The organism is Yersinia aldovae ATCC 35236 (assembly GCF_000173735.1).
GTDB lineage: Bacteria > Pseudomonadota > Gammaproteobacteria > Enterobacterales > Enterobacteriaceae > Yersinia > Yersinia aldovae.
The window spans coordinates 1-14,059 of the sequence record NZ_ACCB01000014.1; the positions used below are offsets into that span (position 1 = coordinate 1).

The window sequence follows — 14,059 nt, forward strand, 5'->3', positions numbered from 1 at the left end:
TCTTTTTTATCTATTTTTGATTCATTTCCGACATTGGCATGATCAATGGCTTGATTGACTGCAACTGAAACTATTGTTAATCTTTCATCAATTAACCACGCTTTGTTATGCTCCATGTTTGAGTCAGTTATGGTCTGTTTTAAACCGCCCAACACTTTGTTATAGTTTATCTTCGCCTCTTGAGAATTGACCCTGATTATAACTTGTGTGTTTTAACACCAAATAATCTGCCTAGTAAATTGTTATTGGTCGGTGAGTTAATGGAAACGGTCGCTTCTTGGCGTATTTTATGTTGGATCTTTTTTTCTGAATCATACGTTTTTAATACTGTTCTTAATTTCATGTTACATACCTCGCCCTAAATAAAACGCTAAAATAGCGTGTGGCAATTTTTCTTTCTTTAAGAAAACGAGTATGTATCGGATTATTTTTATGCAATATATCTTTCAAATAAATAGAGCCAACAGATCCCATTTATAACAGATGATGATAAGTGGCCGAGTGGCTGCTGAGTATTAATTCGCCACCAAGGCTTAGCCCTATTATTTACTGCTACGGATTGTGCTCAAAAATAGTTAGAGCATGAGGTCATTTTTGTCGAGAAAACGGGTTTTAGCCGCCATCATGTAGGGAAAAGATTTTTACGGGGTTGGGGGAAGTATAAAAGGCGGCTGGGGACGTGAAACAGAGTGTGGCTGCATCGCCGCCACACTCTTGTCGGGACGGATTACTGTGCTACTGGCTCACTGCCGGTATCTTCTTCAGCCGGTGCGCCGCCACCGAACATACCAAACAGGCCGACAAACTCTTGCAGTGACATTTTCTGACCATTCAAATCGACCTGGTTATCTGCAAAGTGGAAGCTGCTGCTGATAACGTCGTCTTTGGTGGTGGTCAGTTTAAACATCTGGCCCATCGCGGCAATGCCCTGGACTTGTTGCTGTGCCAGTTTCTGAGCTTCTTCCGCGCTGTAACCTTGCAGACGTGCCGCCTGCGTGGTCAGTTCGGTTGCCATTGCCATCGGAATGGTCAACGTGGCATCAACTTTTTTCACTGACTTCAGCAGCAGCGGTTCAACTGTGGCTTTAGCCTGTGCGGGGTCCATCAAATCAATATTCAGGTTAAATGAGCTTTCCCCTTTGGCATTTTTCCAGCTCAGAGGCGCGATACTCACGGTTGGATTGCCTTTCAGCAGGGCAGGTACGTTGGCCAGCAACATCTCGGTCATTTGTTGTTGGTAGGCTTCTGGGTCCAGATTTTCACCGGCCTGAACCGCTTGCAGCACCTGTTGGTTATACGCGCTGGTGAACTGCTTCAGACTTTGCCCATCCAGTTTATCGAAGGCGAAGGCCAGCTTACCTGAACCAAAATCGTTACCCTGAATCTTTAATGCATCAAGGGAGTAGGTCAGTTTACCATTCAGATCTTTATCGGTTTCGCCCAACTGGGTGTTGAGATTAAAGCCCGCCAGCGTGGCCATTTCTTTGCCATCAATACTGAAACCCATCTGCTTGATAGCCAGTTGTTGGTCACCAATGCTGAGATCAAATTTGCCCATTTTGCTGTCACTTTTCAGCGTCAGACCTTGCAGGCTAAATTGTTCCAGTTGGTCCCACTGATTTTTGCTGGTGAACACGATGTTGTCACTGTTGCCGCTCATCTTCACATTACGCATATCACGCGAGACATCAGCATCAATGGTGGCACCAGAGAATTTCATACTGGTAGTATTTTGCTGATAGTCGATCGCAATGAAAGTAATGGCAGAAGAGGTGTCACCGCTGTAAGAAATACGTGAGTCAGCGGTAAATGGTGACTTGCCTTTCGTCACTTCAAATAACTTCTTCAGTGCTGGCGTGTTCGCCAGTTCGGTATGGACAGAAGCCATGCTGGGGATCAGATTGAATCTCTTCAACTGAGCCAAGGGGAAGGGACCGTGATCGATAGTCTCGATAAAGGCCACTTCATCGCCCTCTTTTAACGCTTTTTCGCCGGCAACACTGCTATCGGCTTGCAGAATATAGCGAACCTGACTGCTGAACAGACCACGTTGGTAGTCTTTATACGCGAATTTCACGCCCGCTTTCGGTAACAGAGTTCTAATCTGCCCGTTAGCGTTATTAACCAACTCGCCCATACGTTGTTCAATTAGTTTACCGGTATACCATGAGGCTCCAGTCCATGCTGCGCCAAGTACCACTATGACGCTGACAGCCACTAACGATTTTTTCATTGTTCCGTTCATCCTTTTCTAATATACCAAATTCACTATGTTGAACGCGGCACTAAGACCTACCACCAAATTAAGGGGAGTACCGTCAAAAGGGCATCCCCAAATCAATATAGGTATAGATTACCTATACACAAAGATTTTTGCGACGATAACAACCTCGTCTGGCCGATAATTGACAACCCATTCACTGGCTTTGTTCCGTTTCAGTTATAAACACGGGCAATAGAACCTTCGCCATGCACGGTCACCGGTGATTCATTCGCCGGGATAAAACATGATTCACCGGGTTGTAGCATAATTTCCTGATCGTGCTTTTTCAATACTGCATGACCTTGTACACAAAATACAATGGCGGCACTGTGCTGTGCCAACGTTTGCGGCGCGTGAGTCAATGTATGGAGTGAAAAAGCAAAATCTTCAACCGGGATGGGGAATATTTGTTCATTACCCTGCTGTGTTGGGGTGGTCAGCAGAGTATCCGCCGGTTTGGCAATAAATTGCAGATTGGCCATCAGTTCAGGAATATCAATGAACTTAGGGGTTAACCCTGCGCGTAATACGTTATCCGAGTTAGCCATCACTTCCAGCGCCACACCGTCCAAATAGGCATGGGGGGTTTCAGCGTACAAAAACATCGCTTCACCTGGTTGCAGCGTAACCACATTCAGCAGCAATGGTGAGAACAAGCCGCTATCCTCAGGATAGAAGCGCGAAATACTGCGAATCGTATCCCAAGGCTCACCCAACTGATGATTGAGGGCGGCTTTTAGAATGCCAAGTGCCAGCGTTTTCGGTTCGCCCTGCATACTGAGCAAGCTGGCGAACAGCGTGGCTAAGTGTGCGGTATCCGGTTCGCGCAGGAAAGCCGTGATATCAGGGTGGGCGGCAGACAATGGCTGTAATAATGACTGAATGTCATCCAGTGTGCGGAAACCATTCATCGCCTGGAATGGCGTGAGGGCATAAACCAATTCTGGCTTATGGTTCGCATCTTTATAATTGCGTTCGGCTGCATCCAATGGGATACCTGCTTGATTCTCTCGGGCAAAACCTATTTCGGCAGCGGCTTTACTCGGGTGAACCTGAATCGATAATGGCTGCGCAGCACAAAGTACTTTGAATAAGAAAGGCAATTCGCCAAAACGTTTGTAGATATCGGCCCCCAGATTCGCATCGGGGTCCTGTTCGATAACCGTGCGCAATGAATGCCACTGGCCGTTCGCATCGGCGACCTGAGAGCTGCTTTTGGGGTGCGCGCCCATCCACAATTCAGCCATCGGTTTCCCGTGTGGGTTAGGAATACCGTAAAGATCGGTCAGGGCGCGAGGGCTACCCCAGGCATAGTTTTGTACTGCATTCTTCATTTTTTGCATGTTTATGCTCTGCCATCTGAAATAAGTGAAACATATTATATATTTGGATGATATACGCTTAGATAAATGATTGTAATGAGTATACTTACATCGGTTCAAGCTACAAAACCCGTGGGTGCAGATTTTCGTAGAGAAGACGTAGTTACCGCATCACGATTCACTTTTGTGGTGTTGCACAAGTGAAAGAAATGCGAATCAATCGCATAAAGACGACTATGCCATTATAGTTATCTGCTGCCAGAGCAACTGGCGTGACATAGCGTAACGTTCTGTTCTACAGGCGAAGGAGACAGTGATGGCGACGACTCGCAGTGAAAAAGACTCTATGGGGTCAATCGATGTACCTGCCAATCAACTCTGGGGCGCTCAAACCCAACGTTCGTTGGAACATTTCCGCATTTCTCAAGAGAAAATGCCGACAGCACTGATCCATGCACTGGCGCTGACCAAGCGGGCGGCCGCACAGGTTAATATGGACCTTGGCCTGTTACCCGCAACACGGGCGCAAGCGATTATGTGCGCCGCTGACGAAGTGCTGGCCGATGTCCATCCGAATGCGTTCCCGCTCTCTATCTGGCAGACCGGATCTGGTACTCAGACCAATATGAACATGAATGAAGTGTTGGCTAACCGTGCCAGCGAGCTATTGGGGGGTGAGCGGGGTAATAGCCGTTTGGTTCATCCCAATGATGATGTGAATAAAAGTCAAAGTTCTAACGATGTATTTCCTACAGCAATGCATATTGCTGCGGTGATTGGGCTGCGCCAACATCTGCTACCCGAACTGGACGTATTGCAGAAAACCCTGGCAGGCAAAGCGCAGGCTTATCGAGATATCGTAAAAATTGGCCGCACCCATTTGCAAGATGCCACGCCCTTGACCTTGGGGCAGGAAATCTCTGGTTGGGCGGCGATGTTAGCGCACAGCATTCAGCATATTGAAGCGAGTCTCCCTCACTTGTGTGAACTGGCGCTGGGAGGCACAGCGGTCGGAACTGGCCTGAATACGCACCCGCAATATGCGGTGCGAGTCGCGGATGAAATCGCTAAATTAACCCAGCAGCCGTTTATCACGGCACCCAATAAGTTTGAATCATTAGCGGCATGTGATGCCTTGGTTCACAGTCATGGCGCATTAAAAGGGCTGGCAGCCTCGCTGATGAAAATTGCTAATGATGTGCGCTGGTTATCTTCCGGCCCGCGTTGCGGTATCGGCGAAATATCCATTCCAGAAAACGAACCGGGCAGCTCGATCATGCCGGGTAAAGTCAATCCGACACAGTGTGAAGCGATGACCATGTTGTGCGCGCAGGTGATGGGTAACGATGTGGCCGTTAATATTGGTGGATCATCGGGTAGCTTTGAATTGAACGTCTTCCGGCCATTGATTATTCATAACTTCCTGCAATCAGTCCGCTTACTGGCTGACGGGATGCGCGGTTTTAATCAACATTGTGCGGTGGGTATTGAGCCAAATCGTGATCGCATCGCGCAATTATTGAATGAGTCGCTGATGTTGGTTACGGCGCTAAATACGCATATCGGTTATGACAACGCGGCTGAAATTGCCAAAAAAGCCCATAAAGAGGGGCTGACCTTAAAAGCGGCCGCTGTGCAGTTAGGTTATCTGACGGAGGCTCAGTTTGATGAATGGGTCAGGCCGGAAGATATGGTCGGGAATATGAAAGAATAGTATGGAGCGCCCACGCCAGTGCTGTTGACTGGCGTGGAATCATTCCTTTTCAACATATAAATGTAACCTTGGCACCAAGAGATGCAGCGGTTTGGCCTGTGGCTTATATTTATGTTTAATCTGGCTGGCATCATAATCCGTTAATTCACCTAACTTGGGCAGCTCGACCGCGGATTGTGACTGACAAAAGGCGATCAGTGGCACAGGGCAGGGGTGTTGCACTTGCTTTTGCCGCTCCTGATACCAAACCCGCGCAATGGGCTGCACCTTTACCGGGCGCTTAATTTTTAAGCGCGTATTTTCAGGTAAGCGTTGAACATCATTGATTTCCTGACTAATTAATTCCCCCCATTGTTCACGGCTAAATGGCGCTACTGCGCGCCCAGCATTCAGGCTTTTGTTCAGTTGAATCAATACCTCTTCGCGCGGGATATTCTTAATTATATGTTTATTGGCCCAACCGAAACGCACTGAACTGGGATTGATCAGTGGCGTAATGGCGCGGTATGTATTGAGTGTAATCAGCCCATGCAAGTGGGTATGGACAAACTCGAAACGTTGCTCGCTCGGCAAGCCGGACTCGACGGTAATGATATGTTCCAGCTCACTTTTCAACTGATTAATTTGATAAATGATATTTTCACATTGCCCCAGTTGTTTATCGGTCACCGAGAAACACAATACACCGGGCAAGCGCAGGGCGGCCTTACTACTGGTATTTTGCCCTTGGTGATGGATAAATAAGCGCTGGAAATGGCGTAATCCCAAATCCCTGGCGTTATTACCAACAGTGGCCGTCACTGCTATTTTATCGATGGGTTGATGCTCGGTGCCTTTTTCAATTTCAGGTAGTGAAAACACACGAGCGGCGAGAAGTGGCAGCGCATGAAGTTGCTGGTGGAGCTGTTGCAATGCGATTTCCAGTGCGCTGAAACTGCGATTCATACGCTCTATCAGATCATATCTAGCCATAGCATTCTCTTATAAAGGTCATTTTAGTTACAACATACAGTATTTATAACATTAAAGACAGCACCATGAAAGTTCCGTGCTGTCTTTAATAAAAGCGAGATCTACCTGTATGAAAAAACAAGCTAAATACGGTGTGGAAGGGCGGTTCAACCCATCCGGACAGGTGATCTGGGTCGCTGATGCCAATACAGCGAGCCGCGCTTCAGCCTCTTTCTTAAACTGGGTAAAGTAGAACATAATAAGGTGGTGATTATAAGCACTGTGGTGATGAAACACGACTGACATTGGCTGAAGTCAGTGGCTATTATTCTTATGGATTCCAGTAAGTTGAAAAGGGCAACCTATGCCATAAGCCATTCGGCTACATTATTTTATTGTGGACCAAACAAAAAAGGCTAAATGCCTGATTCGCGACATTTAGCCTGCGTGATGAAACAGAAAACTCAGTGATTAAGCCAGTGCTTTAGCCTTTAGCTGTTGATATTCGCTTTCTGTAATCGTCCCTTCGTCCCACAATTTCTTGGCGTCAGAAATCTGCTCTGCTGGCGATTTGCCCGCCACATGGCGGATATAGTCATTGGTTTCAGCCACCGATTTCTGCACCGTCGCCCGATAACGCTGCGCCATCCCTTTGCCGCGAGTAACAAGATACAAAAGCGAGGTGAGCAGTGGGATAAATAGCAAGAATATAATCCATATTGCTTTGTAGAACCCATTCAACTCATGATCTCTGAACAAATCAGAAATCACTTGGAATAAGATCAGCAAATAAGCGATAAAAAAAGAAAATTGAAAATGTCGTCGCCAGTATGTCCCAAAGCGTAAGAAAGTGACTTGTCATCGTGTCTCCTGACATTAAATAAATTAAGAGAATCGTATCGTGATAAAATCCCAAATACATTAGATACTTAATCTATATTGCAACCACAGTAACGCATGGTATTAAGTTTCACCTTAATCATAGACGGTGTAGCGAATTTAAGATTAAATTCTTGCTACTTCGGGTAATTGACGTAATCGCTGCCCAACATACAATGCCATCAACAACAACACGCTAATAAAACCCACCACGCCGGCCCAGCCTAAATTTAGCCAGAAAACACCCCCTAAAGTACCTGCCACGCTGGAACCCGCATAATAGCAAAACAGATAAAGTGATGAGGCTTGCGCTTTAGCGCGCCGCGCTCGCCGCCCAATCCAACTACTGGCCACTGAGTGAGCAGCAAAGAAACCAGCGGTGAAGATCATCATGCCGATAATAATGACCGCGACCGGTGATAAACCGGTCATAACCACCCCAATCAGCATCAGGGTGATTGACGCTAACAACACCGGGCCACCGCCATAGCGGCTAGTCAGAGCACCGGCCTTGGGGGAGCTATAAGAACCGGTCAGGTAGACGATAGACAGCAAACCGACCACCGCTTGACTGAAGTAATAAGGCCCAGCCAATAAGCGATAACCAATATAATTAAACAAAGTGACAAAGCTGCCCATGATCAGAAAACCTTCAGCAAATAGCAGCGGCAAACCCGGATCACGCCAATGCAGTTTGAAGTTAATCATCAGCGTTCTTGGCCGCAGTGAACTGGCACGAAAGTGTTTAGAGGCAGGGAGAATGCGCCAGAACAGACCGGCGGCGGCTAAAGCAAACAACCCGATGACCGCCAGTGAGACTCGCCAGGAAAAGAAATCACTTAATACACCGGTGATCAGGCGGCCACTCATCCCGCCAATAGAGTTTCCACTGATATACAACCCCATCGACAATGCGACAAGACTGGGGTGAATTTCCTCACTGATATAGGTCATTGCAACAGCGGCAACACCGCTCAGAGACAAACCAATCAGTGCTCGCATCAACAAAATGCCGTGCCAACTGGTCATAACTGAACAAATTAAGGTGCAAATAGCCGCCAGCATCAGTGCCACCACCATGACAGATTTACGGCCAATGGCATCAGAAAGTGGCCCGGTAAACATCAACCCCAGAGCCAACATGCCGGTGGAGGCGGAAAGGGATAAGCTGCTGCTGGCCGGTGAGACAGTAAAGTCCTGCGACAGCAATGGCAGGATCGGTTGCACGCAATAGAGCAGGGCAAAAGTCGCAAGCCCAGCGGTGAAAAAGGCCAGGGTAACGCGGATAAATTCCGGGGTACTGCGTTGAATATAAGGGCGTTTATTTAAGCGCCTAACGCCGGGTGCCGATACTAACGGGGTGGCATCATCATTTGCGGCGCGCACAGACGCAGCAGTAGTGGCAGGGCGCAAAGAGGTGGTCACGGTATATCCTTAATCAAAAACGGTCTGAACACCGTGGTGGCTATGATGACGGTGTCTTGCTTTGATTTTATGATCATAGAAATAGTGCAGTTTTTTGTCTAATATATTAATTATTCATAATAAGACTTTAAACATATCATTGGAGTTAGATGAGCATTGAGCTAAGGCATTTACGTTATTTTATTGCGGTGGCCGAAGAGTTGCACTTTGGTCGGGCAGCGGAGCGCTTGCGCATTTCTCAGCCCCCCCTTAGCCAGCAAATTCAAATATTGGAAGGCCAAATTGGTGCCCGCCTGCTGGCGCGTAATAATCGCAATGTCAGTCTAACCCAGGCTGGGGCCTTGTTTTTAAAGGAGTCTTACCAAATTCTGGCGCAGGTTAATGCGGCCTCCGAGAAAGCCGCACGTTTGCACCGTGGGGAATCAGGCGAACTGACCATCGGTTTTACATCATCCGCGCCCTTTATCAGCACGGTGTCGCGCAGTTTGCGGGCTTTTCGTCAACTGCATCCTCAAGTGCATATCAAGATGCGCGAAGTGAATAGCAAACAGCAAATTGAGCCGCTACTGGATGGGCATCTGGATCTTGGCGTGATGCGTAATACCCGGCTGCCGGCTGCGCTACAACACCGTTTATTGCTGCGCGAGCCTTTAGTGGCGGTCGTCCATGAAGATCATCCGCTGGCACAATGGCCGCAGGGCAGCGTCAAGTTCAGCGCACTGGCCGAGCAGCCCTTTGTGTTTTTTTCTCGCGAAGTGGGCACCGCGTTATATGATGAAATCCTGACAATATTAGCGCGTTCAGGCATCACACCCTATATTACGCAAGAAGTCGGGGAGGCGATGACCATCGTCGGCCTGGTATCCTCCGGTTTAGGCGTTTCAATTCTGCCCGCCTCATTTACGCGGGTAAAAGTTGATGGGGTAAGATATCTGCCACTGGCGCAAGCGGATGCCACCACCGAAGTCTGGTTGGTCAATCATAAACATCGCCCGGTTACCGCCGCCGCAAAGGCATTAATTCATTTGATGATGTCTAATATTCAATCGGTTACTAATATAGATAGCGTGTAAATAACCGCCAATGAAGCGCAGGATAGCGGTGATTATGTGCAGTAAATCACATAACTAATCAAATAGTTGACGGCATATGCTAAAAGCCCCAACATAGCCGATAATATTTATTTAGAAGCGCGAAAAATACTCTGTAGGCAAAGAAGGAGCCGGTTCAGTGATAACGGATGGACAGCCTGGGCATATTGATCAAATCAAGCAAACCAATGCAGGGGCCGTTTATCGGCTGATTGATCTTTTTGGCCCGATATCCCGTATTGAACTGTCCAAAAGAGCGCAGCTAGCGCCTGCCAGTATCACGAAGATAGTGCGCGAGCTGGTGCAAGCCCATCTGGTAAAAGAGACAGAATATCAGGACGTGGGTAGCCGTGGGCGGCCTGCCATCGGTTTGGTGCTCGATACCGAAGCCTGGCATTATGTCTCCGGGCGCATCAGCCGTGGTTCGATAACACTTGCGCTGCGTGACCTCAGCAGCAAACTGGTGGTTGAAGAACAGATCCCGTTACCCGATAGCCACCCTGAACCGCTGCTTAATCGCATCCTGAGTGAAGTTGACCACTTCTTTATCCGCCATCAGGAAAAGCTCGAACGCTTAACGGCCATCGCCATTACCATGCCCGGCATCATTGATGCCCCCGCCGGGATTGTGCATAAAATGCCCTTTTATGATGTGAATGAAATGCTGCTTGGGCCTGCGTTGGAGCAACGCACCGGATTGCCGGTCTATCTGCAACATGATATTTGCGCCTGGACGATGGCTGAAGCGCTATATGGGGCATCACGCGGTTGTCAGAATGTTATTCAGGTGGTGATTGACCACAACGTCGGCGCTGGCGTTATCACCGCCGGCCGGGTGCTACATGCCGGGAGCCGCAGTGTGGTTGAAATTGGCCATACACAAGTTGACCCTTATGGAAAACGTTGTTACTGCGGTAATCACGGTTGCCTTGAAACGGTCGCCAGTATTGAAAATATATTAGAAATTGCCCAGCAACGGCTCAACGGTTCAATGAGTTCGTTATTACATGGCTCGCCACTGAATGTAGAATCATTATGTGATGCAGCGTTAGCCGGTGACCAGCTTGCCAAAGATATTATTCTGGGCGTCGGGCACAGCGTCGGGCGGATTATTGCCATTATGGTTAACTTATTCAATCCAGAAAAAATTCTGGTTGGCTCACCATTGAATAAAGCCGCTTCTATTTTGCATCCGGCCATTGCATCTTGTATTCGCCAGCAAGCATTACCGGCATACAGTGAGAATATTCTGGTTGAATCAACGGAGTTTTTTAATCAGGGCACCATGCCCGGTGCGGCATTAGTAAAAGACGCATTATATAACGGCTCATTACTGGTGAAATTACTGCAAGGCTAATGTATTAACACTAATAATAAAGAGTTAATTATTAGTAGGTAGCTTATGCCTATTTCGCCTGTTATTTTGTACTATCTGTTAAAAACCGCTCTCAGTTCGGCAAAACATTGCGCTAACGCAAACTGTCAGTTGTCGGCATCGCCTAGACTTTTATCCATATTGCCAATTCCGCCCACTTTCGGCGGAAGTACGTGAATTTACGTGGCCTGATTGTGGAGTATTATTATGTTAACACGTTTATTTGTGACGGGAACTGACACCGCTGTAGGTAAAACGGTGGTGTCACGCGCCTTACTTCAAGCCTTAAGTCAAAATGGCCGAACCGCCGTAGGCTATAAACCTGTTGCGACCGAGAGCCGCGAAACGCCAGAGGGTTTACGTAATCAGGATGCAGTAATATTGCAAGCATCGTCATCTATTAAAGTAGAGTATCAAGAGATTAATCCATTTCCATTGCAGGCCGATGTGATCCATGCCTGCACAAATACATTAATTAACTACAATGAAATGACGGAAGGATTACAGTGTTTATCCGCCAAAGCGGATAGTGTGGTGGTTGAAGGTTGTGGCGGTTGGAAAGTCATGATGAACGATCAGCGCTTTTATTCTGATTGGGTTGTTCAGGAGCAATTACCGGTTGTTTTAGTCGTGGGGATCAAATTAGGTTGCATCAATCATGCCTTAATGACGGCACAGGCAATTATCAATGATGGTTTACCTTTATTAGGTTGGGTGGCTAATCGTATTAATCCGGGGCTGGCCCATTATGCTGAAACAATTGCATTGCTACGCGAATGTATACCCGCGCCACAGTTAGGGCAATTACCTTACCTGCCACATCCGGAAGAAAAACCTCTGGCCAAATATTTAGATTTATCCATCATGATGAAATAAATCATTTCTTATTTTGATGGGGTTTAGTCAAAATAAACCGTGTGCCTTTAATAAAATGTTAGCGTGAGTGGTATACCGAAATGGGGCGTATCCACCGCGCGATTGTTGTCGAAATAACACAAGATAATAATAACCCCGGCAGCAGAGTATATTCACCCGTCATTTCACAGACCATTAATGCGGCCATAATAGGGGCATGGGTGGTTGCTGCCAATAGTGTCGCCATACCGGTCAATGCCATCAACAGTGCAATGTTGTCACCCAGCAGGAGCGGCCACCAGGCAAGTATCTGCCCACATAACATGCCCAATGCTGCGCCGACGAATAAGGTCGGCGTGAACACCCCGCCGGGAGCACCGGAACCACTGCTGGCCAAGACCGCCAGCAATTTGCATACCAAAATGCCGCCTATCAGTAAAATTCCAGGAGGGGTGGTCAGCAGTGACTGCACCACACTGTAGCCATTGCCCCAGACTTCAGGAAAAATAAGCGAGAGTACCCCCACAATCACTCCGCCCAATGCCAGTTGCCAAGGCGGTGATAGATTCAGTGAACGGAAGGCCTGTCCACTGGCGCTCATACCGGTTAAAAACAGCGGGCCACTAAACCCGGCTAATACCCCTAAAAGTGCCATCAAGACATATTGTATTGGCAACGGGGCAGGAAGTGCCTGCACTTGATACAGTGTTTCCTGACCGCCATGTAACAAATTGGTGGTGAGTAGGGCGCTGACGGCAGCAATCACCACCGGGCCGAGCGAGGCGAGCATCAACGTACCAAACAGAATTTCCGCAATAAACAGGCTGCCGGCCAACGGTGCGTGATAAGCGCTGGCCATACCGGCTGCCGCACCACAGGCAACCCACAACTTCCACTCTTGCGGTTTTGCGTAGCGTTGGGCGAAAACAGAGGCAAACAGCGCGGCCAATAGCACCATTGCACCTTCACGGCCGATGGCACTGCCACTTGATACTACTAATAATGAGGCAAAGGATTTCACCAGACTGGCGGTGACATCTAATCGACCATCACCGGTTTCAATGGCTTCCATGTAATCAGTCGGTGCGGTGGGTTGGCGATGTTGGTAGCGTTGATATGCCCACAGCAAACACCCAGCCGTGAACCCTCCCAGCGCCGGGGTTAATGCTCGTCGCCAGCCGCTGATCGACGAGGCCGCGGCTACCAGGCTGCCATCTGTTCGGGCGAAAAGTAGCCACTCAATTCCCAGCATCGCTTGATGAAACAGCCAAACAATCACCGCCGCCATCACACCCAGCATGATGGATATCAGCAATCGGCGCAGCAGGGCACGGTAATAATAGAGGTGAATTGGCCGTTTCATAACATGTGCAGGCTAGGTGGAAATACAGCTAAATAGACAAAGGGCGTATCAAAAGGCACGCCCTGATGAGGAGGCAGGATTATTCGCCGTCAGTGATCCGAGTATAAACAATCTTTTGAGTATCGTTCTCACAATGCCCGACCACCTGACCGCCCGCTTGCTGAACCTGATCATTAGGGACAATATCCAGTTTAAAACCGGACTCAGGCACGCCGTTACTGATAATCTTCTGCGCGATTTCTGCTTTCACACTTTCACACGATGCCACAGCAGCTAGCGGGGCCAAAGATAATAACAACGTACTGATAATAAGCGTTTTTTTCATCATAAAATCCTTATGTGGATGAATAGTTTGCCTAACATATTGATTCCTAAGCAATGCCTCAAGCATAGTCCAAATAGCTGTAACCTCAAGTAAATCCGAACCATAGCGCTCAATTACGGATTAATCTGGCGGCCAGACGAACGATCCAGACAACGCTCAGTATTCGGCTCCCAATAAGCATTTAAATTTACACTACGATCACAGTTATCTTTGGCATCGACTGCCCGATCGAATTTATCAAAACTCTTTTCTACCCGGGTATTCACTTTGCTACGCAGCAGGTGAGTATCGTCCCATTGTTGCTGGCTTTGGCGAGCCTGTTCTTTGGTCATAGGATCATTACTGCCACCGACTGAAACACAAGTACTGCCCTGCGTGCAGTTTGCCGATTGTGCCTGTGCTGGGGCAAGATAGGCCAGTGGCACCATCAGTATAACGGTGGGCAGAAATGCACGAATTAAGCGTGGCAGGCTGTTTATTTTCATCGTCTTAAGTC

11 protein-coding genes and 1 pseudogene are annotated in these 14,059 nt (G+C 48.0%); 4 read left to right on the plus strand and 8 right to left on the minus strand.

The genetic code is table 11. From position 1 onward, the window contains the following. Positions 1-727 precede the first annotated feature (727 nt). A complete protein-coding gene (locus YALDO0001_RS08365; protein ID WP_042839597.1) occupies positions 728-2,233 on the minus strand; it encodes a YdgA family protein in 1,506 nt (501 codons plus the stop codon). A gap of 203 nt (positions 2,234-2,436) precedes the next feature. Beyond that, a complete protein-coding gene (gene manA / locus YALDO0001_RS08370; protein WP_004701965.1) occupies positions 2,437-3,606 on the minus strand; it encodes a mannose-6-phosphate isomerase in 1,170 nt (389 codons plus the stop codon). Positions 3,607-3,901: 295 nt separating this feature from the next. Between manA and fumC the strand changes: the two genes are divergently transcribed. Beyond that, positions 3,902-5,299 (plus strand): class II fumarate hydratase, encoded by a 1,398-nt coding sequence (fumC, locus tag YALDO0001_RS08375; protein ID WP_042839598.1) that lies wholly within the window; start codon positions 3,902-3,904, stop codon positions 5,297-5,299. 39 nt (positions 5,300-5,338) lie between these two features. Here fumC and tus read toward each other — a convergent pair whose 3' ends face one another. The 3 genes and pseudogenes from tus to YALDO0001_RS08390 form a co-directional block, all read right to left on the minus strand. Then, entirely contained in the window at positions 5,339-6,271 is a 933-nt protein-coding gene (tus, locus tag YALDO0001_RS08380; protein WP_042839599.1) for a DNA replication terminus site-binding protein, read from the minus strand. A gap of 450 nt (positions 6,272-6,721) precedes the next feature. Next, positions 6,722-7,112 (minus strand): annotated as a pseudogene (locus YALDO0001_RS22350) (SHOCT domain-containing protein). Positions 7,113-7,255: 143 nt separating this feature from the next. Further along, positions 7,256-8,554, minus strand: a complete 1,299-nt coding sequence (locus tag YALDO0001_RS08390) for an MFS transporter (protein ID WP_004701974.1) — start codon at positions 8,552-8,554, stop codon at positions 7,256-7,258. Between the two features lie 149 nt (positions 8,555-8,703). On the opposite strand from YALDO0001_RS08390, the gene YALDO0001_RS08395 reads away from it, so the two are divergent. The 3 genes from YALDO0001_RS08395 to bioD all read left to right on the plus strand — a co-directional run bounded on the left by YALDO0001_RS08395 (position 8,704) and on the right by bioD (position 11,896). Beyond that, on the plus strand, positions 8,704-9,627 hold the full coding sequence (locus YALDO0001_RS08395; RefSeq protein ID WP_004701976.1) for a LysR family transcriptional regulator: 924 nt from the start codon (positions 8,704-8,706) through the stop codon (positions 9,625-9,627). Positions 9,628-9,784: 157 nt separating this feature from the next. Further along, positions 9,785-11,002, plus strand: coding sequence for a sugar metabolism global transcriptional regulator Mlc (gene mlc, locus YALDO0001_RS08400; RefSeq protein WP_004701978.1), 1,218 nt, complete (start codon positions 9,785-9,787; stop codon positions 11,000-11,002). Between the two features lie 225 nt (positions 11,003-11,227). Beyond that, complete coding sequence (gene bioD, locus YALDO0001_RS08405; RefSeq protein ID WP_004701980.1) at positions 11,228-11,896, plus strand: dethiobiotin synthase; 669 nt, start codon at positions 11,228-11,230, stop codon at positions 11,894-11,896. Positions 11,897-11,954: 58 nt separating this feature from the next. Here the strand turns inward: bioD and clcB are convergent, their stop codons facing one another. The 3 genes from clcB to YALDO0001_RS08420 all read right to left on the minus strand — a co-directional run bounded on the left by clcB (position 11,955) and on the right by YALDO0001_RS08420 (position 14,048). Continuing rightward, a complete protein-coding gene (clcB, locus tag YALDO0001_RS08410) occupies positions 11,955-13,238 on the minus strand; it encodes a voltage-gated ClC-type chloride channel ClcB (RefSeq protein ID WP_004701981.1) in 1,284 nt (427 codons plus the stop codon). Positions 13,239-13,317: 79 nt separating this feature from the next. Then, a complete protein-coding gene (locus YALDO0001_RS08415) occupies positions 13,318-13,563 on the minus strand; it encodes a DUF1161 domain-containing protein (protein ID WP_042545893.1) in 246 nt (81 codons plus the stop codon). Between the two features lie 113 nt (positions 13,564-13,676). Further along, entirely contained in the window at positions 13,677-14,048 is a 372-nt protein-coding gene (locus tag YALDO0001_RS08420; protein ID WP_004701985.1) for a DUF1283 family protein, read from the minus strand. Positions 14,049-14,059: the final 11 nt, after the last annotated feature.